Source organism: Streptomyces sp. NPDC020807, from assembly GCF_040641575.1.
Taxonomy (GTDB): domain Bacteria; phylum Actinomycetota; class Actinomycetes; order Streptomycetales; family Streptomycetaceae; genus Streptomyces.
In genome coordinates this window covers 572648-593983 of sequence record NZ_JBFADU010000001.1, presented here as the reverse complement: position 1 = coordinate 593983, position 21336 = coordinate 572648, and the positions used below count along the sequence as shown (strand labels likewise).

Below are 21336 nucleotides of genomic sequence, written 5' to 3'. Positions count from 1 at the left end.
GAGCAGCGATGAGCGACCCGTTCGACGGAACCGAGCGCAGCCTCGGCCAGCTGGTCGCCTCGGCGACCGCCGAGATGTCCGCGCTGGTGCACGACGAGATCGCCCTGGCCAAGGCCGAGATCCGGCAGGACGTCAAGCGCGGGGCGATCGGCAGCGCGGCGGGCATCACGGCAGCCGTCGTGCTGTTGTTCTCGCTGCCGATGCTGAGCTTCGCGCTGGCCTACGGCATCAACAGCTGGACCGGCGGGCACAACGGCGAGGGCGGCTGGAACCTGGCCTGGTGCTTCCTGCTCTCCTTCGCGGCGAACGTGCTGCTCGCGGTCCTCCTCGGCCTCGTCGCGTACGCCAAGTTCCGCAAGGTGAAGCCGCCGGAGAAGTCCATCGCGTCCGCGAAGCAGACGGCCGCCGTGCTCTCCACCGTGAAGCCGCACCCGCGTCCCGAGCCGACCACGACGCTGGACAAGGCCGCCACTGTGGCACGCTCGTCCGTATGACCCTCCCCGAGAGCAGCAGCGGCAACGGCGGGCCCGTACGGCTCGACGGGCCGTGGACCCACCGCGACGTGGCCGCCAACGGCGCCCGTTTCCACATCGCCGAGATGGGCGACGGCCCGCTGGTGCTGCTCCTGCACGGCTTCCCGCAGTTCTGGTGGACCTGGCGCCACCAGCTGCCCGTCCTCGCGGAGGCCGGGTTCCGCGCCGTCGCGATGGACCTTCGCGGGGTCGGCGGCAGCGACCGCACGCCCCGGGGCTACGACCCCGCCAACCTGGCCCTCGACATCACCGGTGTCATCCGCTCGCTCGGCGAGCCGGACGCGGCGCTCGTCGGGCACGACCTGGGCGGATACCTCGCCTGGACGGCGGCCGTCATGCGTCCCAAGCTGGTCCGTCGCCTGGTCGTCTCCTCGATGCCGCACCCGCGCCGCTGGCGCTCGGCGATGCTCGCCGACTTCGCCCAGTCGCGGGCCGGCTCGCACGTCTGGGGTTTCCAGCGGCCGTGGCTGCCGGAGCGTCAGCTCGTCGCCGACGACGCGGCGCTCGTCGGCGAGCTGATCCAGGACTGGTCGGGGCCGCGCCCCGTCGACGAGGAGGCGATCGAGGCGTACCGGCGGGCGATGCTCGTCCCGTCGACCGCGCACTGCTCGATCGAGCCGTACCGCTGGATGGTGCGTTCGCTGGCCCGCCCGGACGGCATCCAGTTCAACCGCCGCATGAAGCGGCCCGTACGGGTTCCCACGCTGCATCTGCACGGCTCCCTCGACCCGGTGATGCGGACGCGCAGCGCGGCCGGATCGGGCGAGTACGTGGAGGCTCCGTACCGCTGGCGGCTCTTCGACGGCCTCGGGCACTTCCCCCACGAGGAGGACCCGGTGGCCTTCACGACCGAGCTCGTCAACTGGCTGAAGGACCCCGAGCCCGACCGCTGACGGCCGGTCACCACCCGGAGGGCGTACAGGCGTCCCTCGAACGGCCATGTGCCCCGCGCATACTCCAATTGGCGGGCCCCCGGGCGGTTACCGACCTTGGGGCACGGGCAGACGTCGGAGTATGGGCTGGACGCACGACTACGAGACGACCGCACGCAACCGCCGCTCGGCCGCTGGGCCGGGCTCCCGCGAGAGGGGCGGCCCGCAGGAGCAGGGCCGGACGCACGCCGTGCAGGAGGTGGGCATCCCCGCGCAGGGGGTGGGGATCTCGCGCATCCTGCGCCGCCGGGCCCGCTGGGTCTCGGCCCGCCTCCGCCATCCCCGGGACTGAGTGCCCGCCTCCCACCGCGCTACAGGGCGCAGCCCTGGGTGTCGGCCTGCTGGTCGGCGGTCAGACCGCGCTCGATGTCGGAGCGGATCTCGTCGACCGTCAGGGCGTAACCGGTGTTGGCGTCGTCGAGGGAGCGGGCGAAGATCACGCCGTACACCTTTCCGTCCTCGGTGAGGAGCGGTCCGCCGGAGTTGCCCTGGCGGACCGTCGCGTACAGCGAGTAGACGTCCCTGCGCACCTCGTCGCGGCCGTAGATGTCGGGGCCCTTCGCGCTGATACGGCCCCGCACGCGCGCCGAGCGCACGTCGTACGAGCCGTTCTCCGGGAAACCGGCCACGATGGCGCCGTCGCCGCTGTGGGCGTCGTCCTCGGTGAAGGCGAGCGGGGTGGCCTCCAGCGCCGGGACGTCCAGGACGGCGATGTCGCGCTGCCAGTCGTAGAGGACGACCTTGGCGTCGTAGAGCCTGCCCTCGCCGCCTATCTGGACGGTCGGCTCGTCGACCCCGCCGACGACGTGGGCGTTGGTCATGACCCGGCGGTCCGAGAAGACGAAGCCGGTGCCTTCGAGGACCTTGCCGCAGCTCTGCGCCGTGCCGACGACCTTCACGATGGAACGCTGCGCGAGGTCGGCGACCGGGCTGTCGGCGAGCTTCGGGTCGGGCGGCAGGACCTGCGTGATCGGCTCGTTGGCGAAGGGGCTGAAGACCGGCGGGAAGCCGCTGCGGGCCAGGGTGGAGCTGAAGTCGCCGAACCAGCGTGACGCCTGATCCGGCATCACCTGTTCCACGCCGAGGAGCACCTTGGAGCTCCGCACCTCCTTGCCCAGCGTGGGCAGGGACGTACGGGCGAGGGCGGAGCCGATGAGCCAGGCGACGAGCAGCATCGCGACGACGTTCACCAGGGCTCCGCCGGTGGCGTCGAGGGCCCGGGCGGGCGAGCGTGTGATGTGCCGGCGGAGCTTGTTGCCGAGGTGCGTGGTGCAGGCCTGTCCGACGGACGCGGCGACGATGACGATCATCACGAAGATGATCGTCGCCGTGGTCGAGACCTCGCTGTGGTCGGTCAGCTGGTCCCAGAGGATCGGGAGCAGCAGCACGGCCGCGAGACCGCCGCCGAGGAAGCCGATCACCGACAGGATGCCGACCACGAATCCCTGGCGATATCCGATGACGGCGAACCACACGGCGGCGAGCAGCAGCAGGATGTCCAGCACGTTCACCGTGGTTAGCCTCGCAGATTCGTTTCGGTCGCCCGGAGGGTCAGCCTGTCATGACCGCCAGTCGAGTGGGACCTGCTTGGCCCGGTCCCACGGGCGCTCCCAGCCCGCGAAGTGCAGAAGTCTGTCAATCACGCCGGCCGTGAAACCCCAGACCAGAGCGGACGCGACGAGGAACGCGGGACCCGCGTGACCGCTCGGATGGACCGCCATCGCGCGGTTCTCCGGGTCCGTGAGATCCGCCACGGGAACCGTGAAGACGCGGGCGGTCTCGGCGGGGTCGACGACCCCGACCGGGCTCGGCGCGCGCCACCAACCGAGGACGGGGGTGACGACGAAGCCGCTGACCGGGATGTAGAGCCGGGGCAGGACGCCGAAGATCTGGACGCCGGCCGGGTCGAGGCCGGTCTCCTCCTCGGCCTCGCGCAGGGCGGCGCGCAGCAGCCCGCCGTCCGCCGGGTCGCCGTCCTCGGGGTCGAGGGCGCCACCGGGGAAGGAGGGCTGTCCCGCGTGCGAACGGAGGCTGCCGGCGCGCTCCATGAGGAGGAGCTCGGGACCGCGCTCCCCCGCGCCGAAGAGGACGAGGACGGCGGACTGGCGGCCCGCGCCGCTCGCGGGCGGCAGGAAGCGGCTCAGCTGCTCGGGCGCGACCGTGCGGGCGGCCCGGTCGACGGGCGCGAGCCAGTCGGGCAGCCCGGAGCGGTCGAGGAGACCGCCGCCGTTCCCGTGGTCAAGGTCTTCGTCAGTGCGCGTCATAGACACCCCGTGTTTCCCAACGCGATCGGTGGACCGGTTCGTTCCCTGGACCCGGTCGAGGGCTCGGCTGCCGGAGGGCCAGGAGGCCGGAGGGCTCAGTCGCTCGCCCCGAGCGGCGGGGCCGGGCGGCCCGGGTAGCCCGGAGGCGGGTTGAGACGCTGGCCGGGGAAGCCGCCCTTCTCGTACTTGAGGAGCTTCCCCGCCTTCTCCGGGTCCGTCTCGCCCTCGCCGTACGACGGGCAGAGGTGGGTGATCGGGCAGGCGCCGCAGGCGGGCTTGCGGGCGTGGCAGATCCGGCGGCCGTGGAAGATCACCCGGTGCGAGAGCATCGTCCACTCGCTCTTCGGGAAGATCTCCGCGATCTCGGCCTCGATCTTGACCGGGTCCTCCTGCTCGGTCCACTTCCAGCGCCTGGCCAGGCGCATGAAGTGGGTGTCGACGGTGATGCCGGGGACCCCGAAGGCGTTCCCGAGGACGACGAACGCGGTCTTGCGGCCCACGCCGGGCAGCTTGACCAGGTCGTCGAGGCGGCCGGGGACCTCTCCGCCGAAGTCGTCCCTGAGGGCGGCGGCGAGGCCCATGATCGACTTGGTCTTGGCCCGGAAGAACCCGGTCGGGCGGATGAGCTCCTCGACCTCCTCGGGGACGGCGGCGGCGAGGTCCTCGGGGGTCGGGTACTTCGCGAAGAGGGCCGGGGTCGTCTGGTTCACCCGCAGGTCGGTGGTCTGCGCGGAGAGGACGGTCGCCACGAGCAGCTCGAAGGGGTTCCGGAAGTCGAGCTCCGGATGGGCGTACGGGTAGACCTCGGCGAGCTCACGGTTGATCTTCCGCGCCCGCCGGACCATCGCGAGCCGCGACTCGGGCTTCGGCGACCTCGCCGGCTTCGTGGGCTTCGGCGGCTTCGACGCCGTCTTGGCGGGAGCCGTCACGGGAGCCTTCGAACCGGCCTTCACGGGAGCCTTCGCAGGAGCCTTCACGGGGGCCTTCATCGACACCTTCGAAACCGCCTTCGGCTTCCGATTCGCGGCTTTCGCCCGTTTCGACACGCCGTGTTCGCCCACAGCGGAATCAGCTTCTTCCGGCACTCTTCCGACCCCCTTGGCCTGTGCTCTCACCGGCGAGTTGGACACCCGGTCAGCCTAGGGGCCACTGCTGACATCCGCCTCAGGCATGGCCGAGGGGACCCCAATCGGGCCCCTGCCGTACGCACCGGTAGCCAAGTGCGTCAAACTTGTTGTGATTGATCGCACTGTTTTGTGCGTCCGGCATCATGGGACTCAGGTCCTTTGAGCAGGTCGACAGTAGGAGAGAACTCGTGGACGACGTTCTGCGGCGCGCCCCGCTCTTCGCGGCGCTCGATGACGAGCAGGCCGCCGAGCTGCGCGCCTCGATGAGTGAGGCGACGCTCGCCCGTGGCGACGCGCTGTTCCACGAGGGCGACCCCGGTGACCGCCTGTACGTGGTCACCGAGGGCAAGGTGAAGCTGCACCGCACCTCCCCCGACGGCCGCGAGAACATGCTGGCGGTCCTCGGCCCCGGCGAGCTCATCGGCGAGCTGTCCCTCTTCGACCCGGGCCCGCGCACCGCGACCGCGACCGCGCTGACCGAGGTCAAGCTGCTCGGTCTCGGCCACGGCGACCTCCAGCCCTGGCTGAACGCCCGCCCCGAGGTGGCCACCGCGCTGCTCCGCGCCGTCGCCCGCCGCCTCCGCAAGACCAACGACCAGATGTCCGACCTGGTCTTCTCCGACGTGCCGGGCCGTGTCGCCCGCGCGCTCCTCGACCTGTCGCGCCGCTTCGGCGTGCAGTCGGAGGAGGGCATCCACGTCGTCCACGACCTCACCCAGGAGGAACTGGCCCAGCTGGTCGGCGCCTCCCGCGAGACGGTCAACAAGGCGCTCGCCGACTTCGCCCAGCGCGGCTGGCTGCGGCTGGAGGCCCGCGCGGTGATCCTCCTCGACGTGGAGCGTCTCGCGAAGCGCTCGCGCTAGTACCCCCTCGGTACCCGTTCAGGCGTACGAGGAAGGCCGCCCCGGTCCGTCGACCGGGGCGGCCTTTCCTGTGTGCGTACGCCTACGCCTCGGGGGTCAGCGCTTCGTGCCGTCCACGATCACCGGGGCGGAGCCGGAGGTGCCGCAGGGGACCGCGTAGACCGGGTTCTTGGCGGCGGCCTCCTTGAACGCGTCGATGCACTGGTTCATGAGGACCTTGTCGGTCAGCGAGTCGTTGAGGATCTTGTTGGCGCGGGCGATGCCCTCCGCCTCGATCCGGCGCCGGTCGGCCTCCGCCTTGGCCGTACGGGAGGCCTCGGTGGCCCGCTCGGTGGCCTGCTGCTGCTGGATCTTGCGGTCGATCTGCCCCTGCAGGGCGTCAGAAGGCTTCACGTTCCGCAGGTTGACCGTGGTGACGTCGATGCCGCGCGGGGCCAGGCGCTCCTTGATCAGGGTGCCGATCTCGGCGTTGATCTTCTCGCGGTCGGAGGCGTACCCCTGCTCGCTGGAGTAGCGGGCGAAGACGTTCCGGACGATCTCCCGGCTGTCGGGGTAGACGAGCCGCTGCTGGATGGCGTCCTCGCTGCCCGCGAGCTTGTAGAGCTCGACGGACTTCGAGGGGACGACGGCCCACTTCACCGTCACCTCGGCGTACATGACACCGCCCTGCGAGGAGCGGACCTCGACCACGTCCTTGTCGGAGAGGTTGAGGTCGACCGGGCGGGTCGAGAAGGTCGTGACGTCGGTGAACGGCGACTTCACGTGCATGCCGGAGGTCATCGGCGAACCCACCTTGCCGAAGGCGACCGGCACGCCGACCTCGTACGCGCTGATCACGTACGTCATGCTCGCGACCAGCGAGAACAGACCTGCGAGAGCCGCGCCGAGGGCGCCGAACCTCAGGCCTTTGGAGTCGTTGGCACGGCCCACGAAGAAGAGCACCACTGCGGCGATCACCAACAGGATGGCTATGAAGAACACGGATTCCCCCGATGGAGAGCTACGGCCGGATGTAGGCGGAGCGTAAGACACGGGGGAAGGCCGGAAGGTTCCCGGGGTGGACGTTCTGACAGCCCGTCGGGGCGGGACGGAACGGCTGCCCCGCCCTCAGAGCAGGCCGCGCTCCCGCAGGTACTCCAACTGCGCCCGTACGGACAGCTCGGCCGCCGGCCACAGCGAGCGGTCCACGTCCGCGTACACGTGCGCGACGACGTCGGACGCCGTCCGGTACCCGGCCGCGACCGCCGTCTCGACCTGCGCCAGGCGGCTCGCGCGGTGGGCGAGGTAGAACTCCACGGCCCCCTGGGCGTCCTCCAGGACCGGCCCGTGCCCCGGCAGGACCGTGTGCACGCCGTCGTCGACCGTGAGCGAGCGCAGCCGCCGCAGGGAGTCCAGGTACTCGCCGAGCCGCCCGTCGGGGTGCGCGACCATCGTCGTCCCGCGCCCCAGGATCGTGTCGCCGGTCAGCACCGCCCGGTCCGCGGGAAGGTGGAAGGAGAGCGAGTCGGAGGTGTGGCCGGGCGTCGGGACGACCCGCAGTTCCAGGCCGCCGACCGCCACCACGTCCCCCGCGCCGAGCCCCTCGTCGCCGAGGCGGAGCGCCGGGTCGAGGGCCCGTACGGCCGTCCCCGTCAGCTCGGCGAAGCGGCCGGCGCCCTCGGCGTGGTCCGGGTGGCCGTGGGTCAGCAGGGTCAGCGCGACCCGCTTCCCCAGCCGCTCGGCGGTGTCGACCACGTGCCGCAGGTGGCCCTCGTCGAGCGGGCCGGGGTCGACGACGACGGCGAGCTCGGAGCCGGGCTCGGCGAGGAGCCAGGTGTTGGTGCCGTCGAGCGTCATCGCGGAGGGGTTCGGCGCCAGGACGTTCACGGCGCGGGCGGTCGCGGGGCCGGAGGAGACGATTCCGCGCGGCTGGCCGGGAAGGGCGGCGGCGTCGCTCATCGTTCGCCCCCGGCTCCCGTACCGGGTCCCGTACCAGGCTCCGTACCGAGTCCCGTCCCGAGTCCCGTACCGATCGAGATGATCTTGGTGAATTCCTCGTGCCCGGGCCAGCTGAGCACCAGCTCGTCGCCTTCCAGACGCGCCTGCGCGAGGACGGGGGCCATGTCCTGGTCCCGCGCCGCCGCGAGCGCCTCGGCGGCCGTGCCGTACGGCTCCAGGGTCCGCAGCGTCGAGATCGTCGGCGGCATCATCGTCAGCTCGCCCCGGTCGTAGCCCGCGGCGGCCTCGGCCGGTCGGATCCAGACCGTGCGGTCCGCCTCGCCCGACACGTCCCGGGTGCGCTGGCCCGCCGGGAGGGCGGCCACGAAGAACCAGGTGTCGTAGCGCCGCTGCTCGAACTCCGGCGTGATCCAGCGGGCCCACGCGCCGAGCAGGTCGGAGCGCAGGACGAGCCCGCGGCGGTCGAGGAAGTCGGCGAAGGACAGCTCGCGGGCGACGAGCGCCTCGCGGTCCCGCTCCCAGTCCTCGCCGGTGGTGTCGCCGACCACGGTGTCCGGGGTCTCCCCGGCGAGCAGGACGCCCGCCTCCTCGAAGGTCTCGCGCACGGCGGCGCAGACCACGGCCTGGGCCTGGGCGGGGTCGTCGAGGCCGAGCCGCTCCGCCCAGCTCTCCAGGGACGGTCCGGTCCAGCGCACCGGCTGCTCGTCGCGCGGGTCGACGCCGCCGCCGGGGTACGCGTAGGCACCGCCCGCGAAGGCCATGGAGGCGCGGCGGCGCAGCATGTGGACGTCGGGCCCGGCGGCCCCGTCCCGCAGGAGGAGGACGGTGGCGGCGCGCCGGGGGCTCACGGGAACGAGCTCACCGGCGGCGAGGGCGCGGATCCGGTCGGGCCACTCCGGCGGGTACCACTGGCCGTTGGTCTGCCTCGACCGGCCGTTCGGCTGTGACGGGCCGTTCGTCTGCGTCTCACCATTCGACATGGGCGGATGCTATGCGCAAGCACCGGAATGCACGAGAGCCGGTCCTCCCGGGACGGGAAAACCGGCTCCACGCGTGCGCGTACGGACTGTCGCGGTCGTCGGCTCAGGCCTCGAGCTCGACCTGGACCTCGACCTCGACCGGCGCGTCGAGCGGCAGCACGGCCACGCCGACGGCGCTGCGCGCGTGCACGCCCTTGTCGCCGAGGACGGCGCCGAGCAGCTCGCTGGCACCGTTGATGACGCCGGGCTGGCCGGTGAAGTCGGCGGCGGAGGCGACGAAGCCCACGACCTTCACGACGCGCTTGATTCGGTCCAGGTCACCGGCGACGGACTTCACGGCCGCGAGCGCGTTCAGCGCACAGCGGGCGGCGAGCTCCTTGGCCTCCTCCGCGGTGACCTCGGCGCCGACCTTGCCGGTCGTCGGAAGCTGGCCGTCCACCATCGGGAGCTGGCCCGAGGTGTATACGTACACGCCGGACCGCACGGCCGGCTGGTACGAGGCCAGCGGCGGCACGACGTCGGGCAGGGTCAGTCCGAGTTCGGCGAGCTTCGCCTCCACGGCCCCGCTCACGACTTGGCCCGCTTCAGGTAGGCCACGAGCTGCTCGGGGTTCGGCCCGGGCACGACCTGGACGAGCTCCCAGCCGTCCTCGCCCCAGGTGTCCAGAATCTGCTTCGTCGCGTGCACCAGAAGCGGCACCGTGACGTACTCCCACTTGGTCATGGGACCGACTGTATCCGCTGTGGCCGGGGTCGCTTCCCGAGGCCGTCCCCGACGGATCCCCTAGGGAGCTTCTCCGGGGCGGCCTGCTGATTGCCGGGCGCCGCCAGTGGTTAGGCTCGACAACGTGAGCAGGCTCCAGGTCGTCAGTGGCAAGGGCGGTACCGGTAAGACGACGGTCGCCGCCGCCCTCGCCCTCGCCCTCGCGACGGAGGGGAAGCGGACGCTCCTCGTCGAGGTCGAAGGCAGACAGGGCATCGCACAGCTCTTCGATACGGAGGCGTTGCCGTACGAGGAACGCAAGATCGCCGTCGCACCGGGCGGCGGCGAGGTGTACGCGCTGGCGATCGACGCCGAGCGCGCGCTCCTCGACTACCTCCAGATGTTCTACAAACTGGGCGGCGCGGGACGGGCCCTGAAGAAACTCGGCGCGATCGACTTCGCGACGACGATAGCCCCGGGGGTCCGTGACGTCCTGCTGACCGGCAAGGCGTGCGAGGCGGTGCGGCGCCGGGAGAAGCACGGCGGCCACACCTACGACCACGTGGTCATGGACGCGCCGCCCACGGGCCGCATCACCCGCTTCCTCAACGTCAACGACGAGGTGGCGGGCCTGGCCAGGATCGGCCCGATACACCACCAGGCACAGGCCGTCATGCGGGTCCTCAAGTCCCCGGAGACGGCGGTCCACCTGGTGACGCTCCTGGAGGAGATGCCCGTCCAGGAGACGGCGGACGGCATCGCGGAGCTCCGCGCCGCCGAACTGCCGGTGGGGCGGGTCGTGGTGAACATGGTCCGACCGCACGTCCTCGACGACGAGGCGGTACGGGCCGCCTCCGGCGACCACCGGGACGCGGTCGCGCGGAGCCTGGCCTCCGTCGGCCTCGCGGACGCGGCCCTGCTCGTCGACCCGCTCCTCGCGCAGGCGGCCGAGCACGCGCGGCGCGTGGAGCTGGAGCGGGAGCAGCGGGCGGTCCTGGCGGACATCGGCGTCCCCACGTACGAACTGCCCTACCTGGGGGACGGCGGGGACATCGCGGGGATCTACCGGCTGGCGAAGGAACTGCGGAAGCAAGGGGTGGGCGAGGCGTGACGCAGCAAGTGACGGACGACGCCACCGACGCGGGGGCACCGGGCCGCACGCCCGGCCCCGCCCCCTCGGCCGGCCCCGGTCCGGCCTCCCGGGCCACGCCCGATCTCGATCTCGACGCGCTTCTCGACGACCGGGGCACCCGCATCATCGTCTGCTGCGGCTCCGGGGGCGTCGGCAAGACGACCACGGCGGCGGCGCTCGGCGTGCGCGCGGCGGAGCGCGGGCGGCGGGTGGTCGTGCTGACCATCGACCCGGCGCGCCGGCTCGCCCAGTCGATGGGCATCGACTCGCTCGACAACACGCCTCGCGAGGTCGACGGGATCAAGGGATCCGACGGCGGCGAACTGCACGCCATGATGCTCGACATGAAGCGGACCTTCGACGAGATCGTCGAGGCGCACGCGGACGCCGAGCGGGCCCGGGCGATCCTGGAGAACCCCTTCTACCAGTCCCTGTCGGCCGGTTTCGCCGGTACGCAGGAGTACATGGCGATGGAGAAGCTGGGCCAGCTCAGGGCACGCGACGAGTGGGACCTGATCGTGGTCGACACTCCCCCGTCCCGCTCCGCCCTGGATTTCCTCGACGCGCCGAAGCGACTCGGTTCGTTCCTCGACGGGAAGCTCATCAAGCTGCTCATGGCCCCGGCGAAGGCCGGCGGCCGGGCCGGGATGAAGTTCCTGAACGTCGGCATGTCGATGATGACGGGGACGCTCGGAAAGCTGCTGGGCGGTCAGTTCCTCAAGGACGTCCAGACCTTCGTCGCGGCGATGGACACGATGTTCGGCGGCTTCCGCACCCGCGCGGACGCCACGTACCGGCTGCTCCAGGCTCCGGGCACGGCCTTCCTCGTCGTCGCCACGCCGGAGCCCGACGCGCTGCGCGAGGCCGCGTACTTCGTGGAGCGGCTCGCCGCCGAGGAGATGCCGCTCGCGGGTCTCGTGCTCAACCGCGTCCACGGCAGCGACGCGGCCGGCCTGTCGGCCGAGCGGGCGCGGGCCGCCGCGGAAAATCTTGAGGGGGAGCGCATGACGGATCCGGGGGGCGGGAAGAATGTCCGCGACTCAGGTCGGGACTCCGACCTCGCCACCGCCGCCGCACATTCCGGTTCTTCCGTGTCCGAGGCTGCCCCCACAGCCGAAGAGCAAGCAGCAGCACCAGACGTACGTCATCTCACCGCAGGACTCCTTCGCCTGCATGCCGAGCGCATGCGGGTGTTGGCGCGTGAGCAGCGCACGCGGGACGGCTTCACCGCGCGCCACCCGGAGGTGGCGGTCGTCGAGGTGGCCGCCCTGCCCGGCGATGTGCACGACCTCGCCGGGCTGCGGGCCATAGGCGACCGACTCACGGCCGGTCGCGCGCGTCGCGACTGACAGTCCAGCGGTCCGACCGACCAGCGGACACCGACCGACCTGCGGTCCGACCGACCAGCGGACTGGTCGACAAGCGGCTTGGTCGACGGCCGACCCGTCGGCTAGCCGACCGCGGCGTACGCCTCGTAGGTCGCGTCGTCGTCGATCGCCACGGGCAGCAGGCCCGCGCCGCGCTCGTACTCGGTGCGCGCGGTCTCCAGGAGGCGGCGCCACGAGGTGACGGTCGGCCGTCGGCGCAGCAGGGCGCGGCGCTCGCGCTCCGTCATGCCACCCCACACGCCGAACTCCACGCGGTTGTCGAGGGCGTCGGCCAGGCACTCGGTCCGCACCGGGCATCCGGTGCACACCGCCTTGGCCCTGTTCTGCGCCGCTCCCTGCACGAAAAGTTCATCCGGATCGGTAGTGCGGCAGGCCGCCTGCGCACTCCAGTCAGCTACCCAGCCCATACCGGCGCCGTCCTCTCCCGAATCGAGGCTCCCCCACGGCGGTAGCGGCATATTCACCGCTGCCAGTTGGGACGTTACGGAAGGTGGGCACAGCGCAACACCCCCTTCGGGCCCAATCTTGAATGGCCCGAACGGACTATGCGTACGCGTCAGATCACCCAGGGGAGTGATCGAAGGACATGTGCGTGATAAAGGACATAGCGCGCGGATATGCCCTTCCTCGCAGGCCCCACTCCGGGCATCGGGTGACGCATGATTCGGAAACGGACACGAGCCTCCCGTGTTTCGGGGTCACGGGAATTCATGCCGATGTCACGCGCGGGTCTTGATGCGAGACCACACTGCTGTGACAGTTGTGAGCAGCTTAGGCCAAGGCATATACGCGTGTCCGGCGAATGAGAACGTAGGCTGCCCCCATGGCAAAGAAGCGCTCGGGCGGTGGTCTGACCGGGACCCAGCAGGCCGCCAAGTTCCTCGGTGTCAGTGTGCTCTCCGGAGCCGTGCTGGCAGGCATCGCCCTGCCCGCGGCCGGTGCGCTCGGACTGGCCGCCAAGGGCACGGTGGAAGGGTTCGACGAGATCCCCTCCAATCTGAAGACTCCGCCGCTGAGTCAGCGCACCACGATTCTCGACTCCAAGGGCGGGCTGATCGCCACGGTGTACTCGCGGGACCGGAAGGTCGTCCCGCTGGAGAAGATCTCCCCGTACATGCAGAAGGCGATCGTCGCGATCGAGGACGGCCGCTTCTACGAGCACGGGGCGATCGACCTCAAGGGCGTGCTGCGCGCGATCAACAAGAACGCGCAGTCCGGCGGGGTTTCCGAGGGCGCGTCCACGCTGACCCAGCAGTACGTGAAGAACGTCTTCGTCGAGGAGGCGGGCGACGACCCGGAGAAGGTCGCGCAGGCCACCCAGCAGACCATCGGCCGCAAGGTCCGCGAGCTGAAGTTCGCGATCCAGGTCGAGGAGGAGCTGGGCAAGAAGAAGATCCTGGAGAACTACCTCAACATCACGTTCTTCGGACAGCAGGCGTACGGCATCGAGGCCGCGTCGCAGCGGTACTTCTCCAAGCCGGCCGCCGACCTGAGCCTCGGCGAGGCCGCGATGATGGCCGGGCTCGTGCAGTCGCCGAGCCGCTACGACCCCATCAACGACATCCAGGAAGCCACCAAGCGCCGCAACGTGGTCCTCCAGCGGATGGCCGACGTGAAGGACATCAGCCAGGCGGAGGCCGACAAGGCGAAGGCCGCGCCGCTGAAGCTGAAGGTCAAGACGCCGAAGAACGGCTGCATCACCGCCGTCGACGGCGCCGGCTTCTTCTGCGACTACGTCCGCAAGACGATCCTCAGCGACCCGGTCTTCGGCAAGACGGCCGAGGAGCGCCAGAAGCTGTGGAACCTGGGTGGCCTCACCGTCAGGACCACGCTCGACCCGCGCGCCCAGGCCGCCGCCAACGAGGCAGCCGTCGCGAAGATCAACAAGGACGACCCGGTCGCCGCCTCCGTCGTGCAGGTCCAGCCGAAGACCGGCCGCATCCTGTCGATGGGCCAGTCCCGCCCGTACGGCCTGGACCAGAAGCAGCACCAGACCACGCTCAACCTCGCCGTCGGCAGCAAGATGGGCGGCACGACGTACGGCTTCCAGGTCGGCTCGACCTTCAAGCCGATCACGGCCGCGGCGGCGCTGGAGAAGGGGATCAGCCCGGCGCAGAGCTTCGACACGCCGTGGAAGATCACCATCCCCGAGGAGGACTACACCCGCTGCGACGGGAAGCCCTCCGGGTACGCCGACTGGGAGATCGGGAACGAGCTCGAGTCGGAAAAGGGCATGTACGACATGACCAGCGCCCTCGGGAAGTCGATCAACACGTACTTCGCCAAGCTGGAGCAGATGGCCGGCCTGTGCGAGACGCTGACGATGGCGAAGAAGGTCGGGTACGAGCGCGAGCTCGGCAAGCCGATCAAGCAGAGCCCCTCCGCCACCCTCGGCAGTGTCGAGAGCACCCCGCTCGACATGGCGTCGGTCTACGCGACCTTCGCCAACCGGGGCGTGTACTGCACGCCGGTCGCCATCGAGTCGATCAAGGCGGCCAACGGCGACAAGCTGAACGTGCCGCAGACCAAGTGCTCGCGGGCGATGAACGACCGCACGGCCGACATCATCAACCAGATGCTGAAGGGCGTCGTCGAGGACGGCACCGGCACGAAGGCCGGTCTCCAGGACCGCGACAACGCGGGCAAGACCGGTACCACCAACGACCGCAAGGACGCCTGGTTCGTCGGCTACACCCCGAACCTGTCCACCGCCGTCTGGGTCGGTGACGACGTCGGCGAGAAGAAGTCGATGTACGACCTCACCATCGGTGGCGAGTACTACGACAAGGTCTGCGGTGGCTGCCTCCCCGGCCCGATCTGGCGGATCGCGATGACCGGCGCCCTCGACGCCTCCGAGACGCCGGGCTTCAACCAGGTCTCCGTACCGCGGGCGAAGCCCAAGGAGAAGCCGAAGGACAAGGGCGACGACAAGCCGCGCAAGCCGGCCGACGACGCCAAGCCGGGCGACACCAAGCCCCCGGCCGACACGATCGGCGGGATCACCCTCCCGCCGGACCTGATCGGCGGCGGGAACGGCAGGCCCCGCGGCGGAAACCGCTGACGCGGCGAGCGACGGCATGAGGAAGGGCGCCCCACCGGAAACGGTGGGGCGCCCTTTCGTCGTCCTGCTGCCGGGGTCAGCCCGCGAGCAGCTTCTTCACGGCGGCGGCGACGCGCCCGCCGTCGGCCTGGCCGGCCACCTTCGGGTTCACGATCTTCATGACGGCGCCCATGGCCCGCGGCCCCTCGGCGCCCGCCGCCTTCGCCTCCTCGACGGCCGCGGCCACGATCCCGTCCAGCTCCTCGTCGCCGAGCTGCTTCGGCAGGTAGGCGTCGAGGAGGACGCCCTCCGCCTTCTCGCGCTCCGCCGACTCGTGCCGACCGCCCTGGGCGAAGGCCTCCGCGGCCTCGCGGCGCTTCTTCGCCTCCTTGGCGATCACCTTCTGCACCTCGTCGTCGGAGAGTTCGCGCTTGGTCTTGCCCGCGACCTCCTCCTTCTGGATCGCGGTGATGGTGAGCCGCAGGGTCGAGGAGCGGAGTTCGTCGCGCTCCCTGATCGCGGCGTTCAGGTCGGCCTGGAGCTTCTCCTTGAGCGTGGTCATGAGGACAAGTGTGGCAGGTGCCCCCGCCCACCCGCCCGCGCATTTACGCCCCGCGGGTCTGCGACGATGGGGGGATGCGCGCACGGTACGGGATCCCCCTGAAGGTCACGGCAGGCCTCACGGCCACGGCAGCCGCCGGAATCGTCTACGCGGCCGGCTTCGAGGCCCGCTCCTTCCGGCTGCGCCGGGTGACCGTGCCCGTCCTCCCGCGCGGCATGCGCGACCTGCGGGTCCTCCAGGTCTCCGACATCCACATGGTCAGCGGCCAGGGCAAGAAGCGGGCCTGGCTCCAGTCCCTCGCGGGCCTGCGCCCGGACTTCGTCGTCAACACCGGCGACAACCTCTCCGACACGGAGGCGGTCCCGGAGGTCCTGGACGCGCTCGGCCCGCTGATGGAGTTCCCGGGCGTGTACGTCTTCGGCTCCAACGACTACTACGGGCCGCGGCTCCGCAACCCCGCCCGCTACCTCCTGGAGAAGGTCCAGGGCCGGCACGGGCTCAACGGCAACAAGCCGGTCGTCGGCGCCGTCCACAACCCGTGGGAGGGCATGCGGGACGCCTTCGACGCGGCCGGCTGGGTGAACCTCACCAACACCCGCGGCCGGCTCAAGCTGCCCGAGGCGGAGATCGCCTTCACCGGCCTCGACGACCCGCACATCAAACGCGACCGGTACGAGCGGGTCGCCGGCGGCCCCGACGCGTCCGCCGACTTCACGGTGGGCGTCGTCCACGCCCCGTACCTGCGCGCGCTCGACGCGTTCACGGCGGACGGGTACGAGCTGCTCCTCGCCGGGCACACCCACGGCGGGCAGCTGTGCGTCCCCTTCTACGGGGCGCTCGTCACCAACTGCGACCTGGACACCGACCGCGTGAAGGGCCTGTCGACCCACACGGCCGGGGGCCGGACCTCGTACCTCCACGTCTCGGCCGGCTGCGGCACCAACCGGTTCACCCCGGTCCGCTTCGCCTGCCCGCCCGAGGTCACCCTCCTCACGCTGACGGCGCGCGCCTGACGTCCTACGGTGGGGGGATGATCACGCCCCAGCCACAGCCCCGGTCCGCGGCCGTGCCGGCCTCCGCCGTCATCCCCACCGCCCGGCGCCCCTACGCGGCGGCGTTCCGGGCGCTGATCGCCCTGAGCGCGGTGACGGGCGTCGCCATCGAGTGCGTCCTCGGGAACCCGTTCGTCGTCCTGAGCTTCTTCACGATCTGGTCGAACATCCTGGTCGCCGTGGTCCTCGGCCGGAGCGCCGCGCGCGCCTGGACCCGGCGGCCGCCGCTGCCCGCGGTGTGGACCGGCGGGGCACTGCTCTGCATCTCGGTCGTCGGCCTCGTCTTCCACCTGGTCCTCGCCAACCCGTCGAGCGAGTTCAACCAGGCCGTCGCGATCGACGCCCTCACCGGCGGGAAGGCCGTCGCCAACCAGCTGCTGCACACCGTCACCCCGATCGGCGTGGCGCTCGACTTCCTCCTCCTCACCCGCCCCGGCGCCCTCCGGTGGCGACACGCCGCCCAGTGGCTCGCGGCCCCGTTCCTCTACTTCGCCTTCGCCCTGGTCCGCGGCGCCCTGCTCTCCCCCGGGGCGCCGACCCGGTACACGTACCCCTTCATCGACGTCGCCGAGCTCGGCTACGGGGAGGTCCTCCTCAACGCGGTGGTCCTCGGCGCGGCCTTCTACGTCCTGGGGCTCGCCATCGTCGGCCTCGACCGCATCCGACCTGCGACGCGGCTCCCGGGAAACCGGATTTCGCCTCAGCGCGCGCGTGGGCTAAAGTAATCGATGTCGCCGCGACGTGAAGAACAGAGCAGCGACATCGGGGTGTAGCGCAGCTTGGCAGCGCGCTTCGTTCGGGACGAAGAGGTCGTGGGTTCAAATCCCGCCACCCCGACAGCCGTAACAGCAGGTGAGGCCGGTACTGGATTCAGTACCGGCCTCACCTGTTTCTGCGTGCGTGTCTATCTGCGTGACTACCGCTCTCCGTGTGTCTACGTGCCCGCCGGATCGGCCTCTCCGAAGATCCCGTCCATGACCACGGCCCCGGTCTGGATCACGGGCCGGATCTGCTTCCGGTAGACCTCCTCGGTAACGGCCGTCCCGGAGTGCCCGACGAGCCGGGAGATCACCTCCAGCGGGACACCACGGTCGGAGAGCAGGGACACGAAGCTGTGCCGGAGCTCCCGGGGCGTCCACTCGTCGGGAGCGATCCCGTCGATGCCCTTGAGCGCCTGGCGGAAGGCGCGGCGGACGTTAGCCGCGTCGAGGGCCTTTCCAACGGCCGAGGAGAAGACGAGGCCGTTCTCCTCCCACTTCTCGTCGGCGGCAAGTCGATCCCATCCCTGATCTTCGAATTGCTGCCAGAGGGCTTCCACGCAGCGCGCCGGCAGGGCGAGCGTCCGCCGGGACTTCCGGGTCTTGGTGTCCCCGCCACGCCGAACCGAACGCCACACCGCGATGTGCGGGGGTTGCGGCGGATCGGCGTCCGGGATGCCCTTCAGGAAGACGTGGTCCCAGGTGAGAGCCCGCAGCTCCTCCGTACGGGCGCCGGTCAGGAGGGCGACGACGATGTAGGAGTACATCGAGGTCCCCTCGGCTCCCTTCAGCACGGCTTCGGCCTGGGCGAAGGTGAGCGCCTTGGAGGGGCGTCCGGCTTGCCCCTGGGGCACCGCGCACAGCTCGACGACGTTGCGCTTCACCTTGTCGCGGGCCATGGCGCGCTTGACCGAGCGGTTGAGGCAGGAGTGGATCGCCTGGAGGGTGCGGGTGCTGAGCGTCTTCGCTTTGGTGGCAAGCCAGCGGTCGACGTCCTCCGCGCTCAGGTCTCGGAGCTTGCGAGCGCCGAGGGACGGGATGACGTGCGTCCGGCTCAGAGTCCCGCAGGTGTCGGACGTTCCCTGGTCGACCCCCACCAGGCCGTACGTGAGCCAGTCCGTCACCGCGTCCTTGACCGTGTAGTTGGTGGGCGCGATCGCGAGACCGTCCTCGTGGTCCCGCAGCACCTCCTTGAGCTTGTTCTTCGCCTCCGTCTTGGTCTTGCCGCTCCCCCGCTTCACGATCCGCTTGCCGCTCGGGTCGAAGCCGAGGTTCGCCGTGGCGATCCAGCGCTGCCGCTTCTCGTCCCAATGCAGGCCGCCGTCACCACGGCTCCGTCGCTTGGTCATCAGGCCGCACGTCCCATCTGGCCCGCGATGAAGTCGCCCAGGGCGGAGGAGGGGATGCGCCGGCAGCCATCGACCTTGATGGAGACCAGGCGCCGGGTGCGAATCAGGTCGTAGACCTTGGTGCGTCCGAGCTTGAGCCGGGTCATGACCTCCGGAACGGTCAGCAGTTCCTCAGCCATCTCAGTCCCCCATTTCGTCGTGGTCGGGAAGGTCTCGCAGGGCCTCCCGTGCCGTGTCTCGGTTGATGCGGATGTCGCGGGCGATGTTGGCGGCGAGCCAGGACTCACCGGGGGTGTGGCCGTGGCCGGCGTAAGCCCAGTGGGCGACGACGAGGACCGTGGACTCCGGGTTCTCGTCGGGGTTGGGCAGGCCGAGGGCGGTGCGCTGTTGGTGGGCGCGGTAGTCGGCGCGGACCTGGCGTAAGGCACCGAGGGTGGTGGAGTAGGCGCGGGATTTGGTGGAGAAGTGGCCGCGGAAGCCGAGCATGTGAGCCCAGGCGCGGAGGCGGCGGTCCGGGTAGGCGGCGTCGAGGTCCATGCAGGCTTCCATCAGGCGCCGGGGGTGTTCGGGGACGCCGAGGAGGAGCAGGGCTTCCTTGTTGCCGACGGGGTGGTCGACGGTGCCGGTGGTCTCGGCGGCCTTGGTGGCGTACTTGGCGACGTAGGAGGCGACGGCCTGTTCGGTGAGGTCTTCGCCGTTACCGAAGGCGCCGATGGGCTGGACGTCGAGCTGGGTGCCCCAGGTGAGGGTGAGGTCCTGGTCGATGCCGTGGGCCGGGGCGGCGGGCACGATCACGCGGACGCGGGCGGCGGCGGCCCGGATGGCGTCGGTGAGGAGGTCGAGGGTGGCCCAGTGCGGGGGCGGGGTGGCCGGTCCGTCGGGGCCGTCGAAGCGGATGACGGCGTGGAAGTGGACGGCTCCGCGCTTCTGGTACTCGGCGACCTTGCCGAAGGAGACGCGGGACTGTTCGCGGGCGGCTTTCTGGGTGAGGCCGGCGCGGGCGGCGATCTCGCGGCGGAGGTAGATCGTGAAGTAGCGCCACAGCTCGGAGGCATGGTTGTTCCACAGGACCGCCCCGGCGTAGTCGTACGTGGCCGGGTCGAGCGCGGTGCCGAGTTCGAGGGCGTCTTCGGCGTGGTGGGTGCCGCAGCGGCAGGGACGGGGGCCGGGCCGATTGTGGACGGGGCCGAAGGACGGGGCGGTGAGGGTGGCGAAGACGCGGGGGTGGTCTCGGATGGTCTCCGGGGTGCCCTTGTCGGGGGCGCCCACGAGCCCGGCGCGGATCAGGTGGTACGTGTCTCCGGCATAGGTCCAGGCGCAGGAGGGGCAGCGGGAGGCCCGCCGGTTGCCGCAGGCGACGCGGAGGACGCCGCCAGGTTCGGCGTCGGTGTTGTAGGCGTGCAGGACGGTCTTCGTGGCGGGGTCGAGGAGCTTGGTTCCGCCGGTGAGGCGGATGGGAGCGGTACAGCCGCCAGTGCGGCGGATCTGTTCGGTGAGGCGGTCGAAGCCGGGAGACCCGGCCATCCGGAGCAAGTCGCTCAGGGTGGCCGGGTCCAGGCCCGCCTGGAGGGCGGAGTACGTCACGCGGGGATCTCCTGTCGAGCAGTCGCGGGAACGGTGCGGAATGCGTGCTGCGGTCGTCAGTCGCGCTTCTTGCGGCTCTCGCGCGGGGTGTCGGAGTGGAAGCGGGTGGTGCCCAGGTCGTGCTTCTTGTGCGTGACGCGGGGGGCCTGGGGGTTGTTGTCGTTCCAGGTCTCGGCGCACACCTTGTGGACGGGTTCGCCGGAGTGGGCGCGTAGCGGGGTGGGCTTGCCGCACTGGGTGCAGGCGCAGTCGCCGCTGTGGTCGTAGTGCTGGCTGGAGTTCCAGTTCAGGAGGCCCATCGCCGCTACCTCCCGGCCCGGGCGAGGGTGGTCGGGGCGGTGCGGGTGCCGGTGCCCCGGCAGGTGGTGCAGTGGACAGGGATGGTGTCGCGGGCGCCGTCGTCGGTCCGCAGGCCGGTGGTGATCGTGGCGGTGGCGAAGCCGTCGCAGTCGCGGCAGACGCGCCGGGCGAGACTGTTCTCGGGCATGATGAGTGCTCCCTTTCGGGTCCGGTGGATCTGGAATGGGGTTGAAGGCGCCCGGGGCGGCGGAAGTTTGGCGACCGAGGCCGCCCCGGGGGCTGTTAGCGCGTGTTGCGCCTGCCGTGGCCCTTGGCCGCGTACATCGACATGTCTGCGGAGGACAGGGCGTCGGTGAGGACCGGGACCGGCAGGTCGGCGCGATGGCAGTGGCCGACCGAGGCCGAGACCTGCAGGACGTGACCGTTGTGCGGGACCGGGTAGTCCAGGGCCGTGCGGAGGGCCGCGAGGCCGGTGGTGTGGCCGGGGTCGGTGACGATGGCGGCGAACTCGTCTCCGCCAAGGCGTGCGGCGATCCCGTTCCGGCCGCACCACGAGGCGAGCCGGAAAGCGGTCGCCATGAGGACGGTGTCGCCGGCGGCGTGGCCGTGGGTGTCGTTGATGGTCTTGAAGTCGTCCAGGTCGACCAGGAGCACGAGCGCGTTCGGGTGCTTGCTCATGAGGTGATCGGCGCGGGCGGTCCAACCGGCGCGGGTGTGCAGGCCGGTCAGGGGGTCGCGGCGGGCGGTGGCCAGACGGCGCAGGAGGAGGCCGCCGTGCAGAGCCCAGCCGAGGGCGGGTAAGCCCGCAGCGGCGAAAGTCGGCATATCCATG

The 21336-nt window shown here is 70.9% G+C and carries 25 protein-coding genes and 1 tRNA gene; 10 read left to right on the top strand and 16 right to left on the bottom strand.

Translation table 11 applies throughout. The features are described 5' to 3' along the window. Positions 1-8 precede the first annotated feature (8 nt). The 3 genes from AB0G79_RS02945 (at position 9) to AB0G79_RS02935 (ending at position 1757) form a co-directional block, all read left to right on the top strand. Positions 9-494 carry a phage holin family protein gene (locus tag AB0G79_RS02945; protein ID WP_360799092.1) on the top strand — a complete coding sequence of 162 codons (486 nt, stop codon included), beginning with the start codon at positions 9-11 and terminating at the stop codon, positions 492-494. Next, entirely contained in the window at positions 491-1426 is a 936-nt protein-coding gene (locus AB0G79_RS02940) for an alpha/beta hydrolase (protein ID WP_360799089.1), read from the top strand. Before AB0G79_RS02945 ends, AB0G79_RS02940 begins: the two co-directional genes overlap by 4 nt. Positions 1427-1547: 121 nt before the next feature. Beyond that, a complete protein-coding gene (locus AB0G79_RS02935) occupies positions 1548-1757 on the top strand; it encodes a hypothetical protein (RefSeq protein ID WP_360799087.1) in 210 nt (69 codons plus the stop codon). Positions 1758-1776: 19 nt separating this feature from the next. Here AB0G79_RS02935 and AB0G79_RS02930 read toward each other — a convergent pair whose 3' ends face one another. The 3 genes from AB0G79_RS02930 to nth form a co-directional block, all read right to left on the bottom strand. After that, positions 1777-2976: a MarP family serine protease gene (locus AB0G79_RS02930; protein ID WP_360799084.1), complete on the bottom strand. Its 1200-nt coding sequence runs from the start codon at positions 2974-2976 to the stop codon at positions 1777-1779. Positions 2977-3024: 48 nt separating this feature from the next. Then, on the bottom strand, positions 3025-3729 hold the full coding sequence (locus AB0G79_RS02925; RefSeq protein ID WP_360799081.1) for a CoA pyrophosphatase: 705 nt from the start codon (positions 3727-3729) through the stop codon (positions 3025-3027). Positions 3730-3824: 95 nt separating this feature from the next. After that, positions 3825-4718, bottom strand: a complete 894-nt coding sequence (gene nth / locus AB0G79_RS02920) for an endonuclease III (RefSeq protein ID WP_360799079.1) — start codon at positions 4716-4718, stop codon at positions 3825-3827. 326 nt (positions 4719-5044) lie between these two features. Between nth and AB0G79_RS02915 the strand changes: the two genes are divergently transcribed. Beyond that, positions 5045-5719, top strand: a complete 675-nt coding sequence (locus AB0G79_RS02915; protein ID WP_015034542.1) for a Crp/Fnr family transcriptional regulator — start codon at positions 5045-5047, stop codon at positions 5717-5719. A gap of 96 nt (positions 5720-5815) precedes the next feature. Here the strand turns inward: AB0G79_RS02915 and AB0G79_RS02910 are convergent, their stop codons facing one another. The 5 genes from AB0G79_RS02910 to AB0G79_RS02890 all read right to left on the bottom strand — a co-directional run bounded on the left by AB0G79_RS02910 (position 5816) and on the right by AB0G79_RS02890 (position 9360). Then, positions 5816-6700 carry a prohibitin family protein gene (locus tag AB0G79_RS02910; RefSeq protein ID WP_360799076.1) on the bottom strand — a complete coding sequence of 295 codons (885 nt, stop codon included), beginning with the start codon at positions 6698-6700 and terminating at the stop codon, positions 5816-5818. Between the two features lie 126 nt (positions 6701-6826). After that, positions 6827-7657, bottom strand: coding sequence for an MBL fold metallo-hydrolase (locus AB0G79_RS02905; RefSeq protein WP_360799073.1), 831 nt, complete (start codon positions 7655-7657; stop codon positions 6827-6829). Next, positions 7654-8637 (bottom strand): NUDIX hydrolase, encoded by a 984-nt coding sequence (locus tag AB0G79_RS02900; RefSeq protein WP_360799070.1) that lies wholly within the window; start codon positions 8635-8637, stop codon positions 7654-7656. The genes AB0G79_RS02905 and AB0G79_RS02900 overlap by 4 nt, the downstream gene beginning before the upstream one ends. A gap of 103 nt (positions 8638-8740) precedes the next feature. Beyond that, entirely contained in the window at positions 8741-9208 is a 468-nt protein-coding gene (locus tag AB0G79_RS02895; protein WP_360799067.1) for a RidA family protein, read from the bottom strand. Further along, positions 9205-9360, bottom strand: a complete 156-nt coding sequence (locus AB0G79_RS02890) for a hypothetical protein (protein ID WP_351785977.1) — start codon at positions 9358-9360, stop codon at positions 9205-9207. The genes AB0G79_RS02895 and AB0G79_RS02890 overlap by 4 nt, the downstream gene beginning before the upstream one ends. A 124-nt stretch (positions 9361-9484) precedes the next feature. Between AB0G79_RS02890 and AB0G79_RS02885 the strand changes: the two genes are divergently transcribed. Next, entirely contained in the window at positions 9485-10450 is a 966-nt protein-coding gene (locus AB0G79_RS02885; RefSeq protein ID WP_360799063.1) for an ArsA-related P-loop ATPase, read from the top strand. A 143-nt stretch (positions 10451-10593) separates the two neighbouring features. Next, positions 10594-11820, top strand: coding sequence for an ArsA family ATPase (locus AB0G79_RS02880; RefSeq protein WP_360799182.1), 1227 nt, complete (start codon positions 10594-10596; stop codon positions 11818-11820). A 101-nt stretch (positions 11821-11921) separates the two neighbouring features. On the opposite strand, the gene AB0G79_RS02875 is transcribed toward AB0G79_RS02880, so the two are convergent. Further along, complete coding sequence (locus tag AB0G79_RS02875) at positions 11922-12266, bottom strand: WhiB family transcriptional regulator (protein ID WP_181924596.1); 345 nt, start codon at positions 12264-12266, stop codon at positions 11922-11924. A gap of 416 nt (positions 12267-12682) precedes the next feature. Between AB0G79_RS02875 and AB0G79_RS02870 the strand changes: the two genes are divergently transcribed. Beyond that, complete coding sequence (locus AB0G79_RS02870) at positions 12683-14920, top strand: transglycosylase domain-containing protein (protein ID WP_360799060.1); 2238 nt, start codon at positions 12683-12685, stop codon at positions 14918-14920. A 76-nt stretch (positions 14921-14996) separates the two neighbouring features. Here AB0G79_RS02870 and AB0G79_RS02865 read toward each other — a convergent pair whose 3' ends face one another. Further along, complete coding sequence (locus AB0G79_RS02865) at positions 14997-15461, bottom strand: GatB/YqeY domain-containing protein (RefSeq protein ID WP_360799057.1); 465 nt, start codon at positions 15459-15461, stop codon at positions 14997-14999. 74 nt (positions 15462-15535) lie between these two features. Here AB0G79_RS02865 and AB0G79_RS02860 point away from each other — a divergent pair, with 74 nt between their 5' ends. The 3 genes from AB0G79_RS02860 to AB0G79_RS02850 all read left to right on the top strand — a co-directional run bounded on the left by AB0G79_RS02860 (position 15536) and on the right by AB0G79_RS02850 (position 17350). Then, positions 15536-16474 carry a metallophosphoesterase gene (locus tag AB0G79_RS02860; RefSeq protein ID WP_360799054.1) on the top strand — a complete coding sequence of 313 codons (939 nt, stop codon included), beginning with the start codon at positions 15536-15538 and terminating at the stop codon, positions 16472-16474. Positions 16475-16491: 17 nt separating this feature from the next. Continuing rightward, positions 16492-17238, top strand: coding sequence for a Pr6Pr family membrane protein (locus tag AB0G79_RS02855; RefSeq protein ID WP_360799050.1), 747 nt, complete (start codon positions 16492-16494; stop codon positions 17236-17238). A 38-nt stretch (positions 17239-17276) separates the two neighbouring features. After that, positions 17277-17350, top strand: a tRNA-Pro gene (locus AB0G79_RS02850). 97 nt (positions 17351-17447) lie between these two features. Here the strand turns inward: AB0G79_RS02850 and AB0G79_RS02845 are convergent. The 6 genes from AB0G79_RS02845 to AB0G79_RS02820 all read right to left on the bottom strand — a co-directional run bounded on the left by AB0G79_RS02845 (position 17448) and on the right by AB0G79_RS02820 (position 21335). Continuing rightward, complete coding sequence (locus tag AB0G79_RS02845; RefSeq protein ID WP_360799047.1) at positions 17448-18620, bottom strand: site-specific integrase; 1173 nt, start codon at positions 18618-18620, stop codon at positions 17448-17450. Then, positions 18620-18799 (bottom strand): helix-turn-helix domain-containing protein, encoded by a 180-nt coding sequence (locus AB0G79_RS02840; RefSeq protein WP_360799044.1) that lies wholly within the window; start codon positions 18797-18799, stop codon positions 18620-18622. The genes AB0G79_RS02845 and AB0G79_RS02840 overlap by 1 nt, the downstream gene beginning before the upstream one ends. Before the next feature lies 1 nt (position 18800). Then, on the bottom strand, positions 18801-20204 hold the full coding sequence (gene repSA, locus AB0G79_RS02835; protein ID WP_360799041.1) for a replication initiator protein RepSA: 1404 nt from the start codon (positions 20202-20204) through the stop codon (positions 18801-18803). A gap of 56 nt (positions 20205-20260) precedes the next feature. Continuing rightward, the gene (locus AB0G79_RS02830; protein WP_360799039.1) at positions 20261-20503 is read right to left on the bottom strand and encodes a hypothetical protein; all 243 of its coding nucleotides are present in this window, start codon (positions 20501-20503) and stop codon (positions 20261-20263) included. Positions 20504-20508: 5 nt separating this feature from the next. Continuing rightward, positions 20509-20691, bottom strand: a complete 183-nt coding sequence (locus tag AB0G79_RS02825; RefSeq protein WP_360799036.1) for a hypothetical protein — start codon at positions 20689-20691, stop codon at positions 20509-20511. Between the two features lie 95 nt (positions 20692-20786). Then, positions 20787-21335, bottom strand: a complete 549-nt coding sequence (locus AB0G79_RS02820; RefSeq protein WP_360799033.1) for a GGDEF domain-containing protein — start codon at positions 21333-21335, stop codon at positions 20787-20789. Position 21336 lies beyond the last annotated feature (1 nt).

Coding starts and splice junctions, on each gene's coding strand:
- AB0G79_RS02945 (WP_360799092.1), top strand. CDS start 9: ATGAGCGACCCGTTCGACGGAACCGAGCGCAGCCTCGGCCAGCTGGTC.
- AB0G79_RS02940 (WP_360799089.1), top strand. CDS start 491: ATGACCCTCCCCGAGAGCAGCAGCGGCAACGGCGGGCCCGTACGGCTC.
- AB0G79_RS02935 (WP_360799087.1), top strand. CDS start 1,548: ATGGGCTGGACGCACGACTACGAGACGACCGCACGCAACCGCCGCTCG.
- AB0G79_RS02925 (WP_360799081.1), bottom strand. CDS start 3,729: ATGACGCGCACTGACGAAGACCTTGACCACGGGAACGGCGGCGGTCTC.
- nth (WP_360799079.1), bottom strand. CDS start 4,718: ATGAAGGCCCCCGTGAAGGCTCCTGCGAAGGCTCCCGTGAAGGCCGGT.
- AB0G79_RS02905 (WP_360799073.1), bottom strand. CDS start 7,657: ATGAGCGACGCCGCCGCCCTTCCCGGCCAGCCGCGCGGAATCGTCTCC.
- AB0G79_RS02900 (WP_360799070.1), bottom strand. CDS start 8,637: ATGTCGAATGGTGAGACGCAGACGAACGGCCCGTCACAGCCGAACGGC.
- AB0G79_RS02890 (WP_351785977.1), bottom strand. CDS start 9,360: ATGACCAAGTGGGAGTACGTCACGGTGCCGCTTCTGGTGCACGCGACG.
- AB0G79_RS02875 (WP_181924596.1), bottom strand. CDS start 12,266: ATGGGCTGGGTAGCTGACTGGAGTGCGCAGGCGGCCTGCCGCACTACC.
- AB0G79_RS02870 (WP_360799060.1), top strand. CDS start 12,683: ATGGCAAAGAAGCGCTCGGGCGGTGGTCTGACCGGGACCCAGCAGGCC.
- AB0G79_RS02865 (WP_360799057.1), bottom strand. CDS start 15,461: ATGACCACGCTCAAGGAGAAGCTCCAGGCCGACCTGAACGCCGCGATC.
- AB0G79_RS02860 (WP_360799054.1), top strand. CDS start 15,536: ATGCGCGCACGGTACGGGATCCCCCTGAAGGTCACGGCAGGCCTCACG.
- AB0G79_RS02855 (WP_360799050.1), top strand. CDS start 16,492: ATGATCACGCCCCAGCCACAGCCCCGGTCCGCGGCCGTGCCGGCCTCC.
- AB0G79_RS02845 (WP_360799047.1), bottom strand. CDS start 18,620: ATGACCAAGCGACGGAGCCGTGGTGACGGCGGCCTGCATTGGGACGAG.
- AB0G79_RS02840 (WP_360799044.1), bottom strand. CDS start 18,799: ATGGCTGAGGAACTGCTGACCGTTCCGGAGGTCATGACCCGGCTCAAG.
- AB0G79_RS02830 (WP_360799039.1), bottom strand. CDS start 20,503: ATGGGCCTCCTGAACTGGAACTCCAGCCAGCACTACGACCACAGCGGC.
- AB0G79_RS02825 (WP_360799036.1), bottom strand. CDS start 20,691: ATGCCCGAGAACAGTCTCGCCCGGCGCGTCTGCCGCGACTGCGACGGC.
- AB0G79_RS02820 (WP_360799033.1), bottom strand. CDS start 21,335: ATGGATATGCCGACTTTCGCCGCTGCGGGCTTACCCGCCCTCGGCTGG.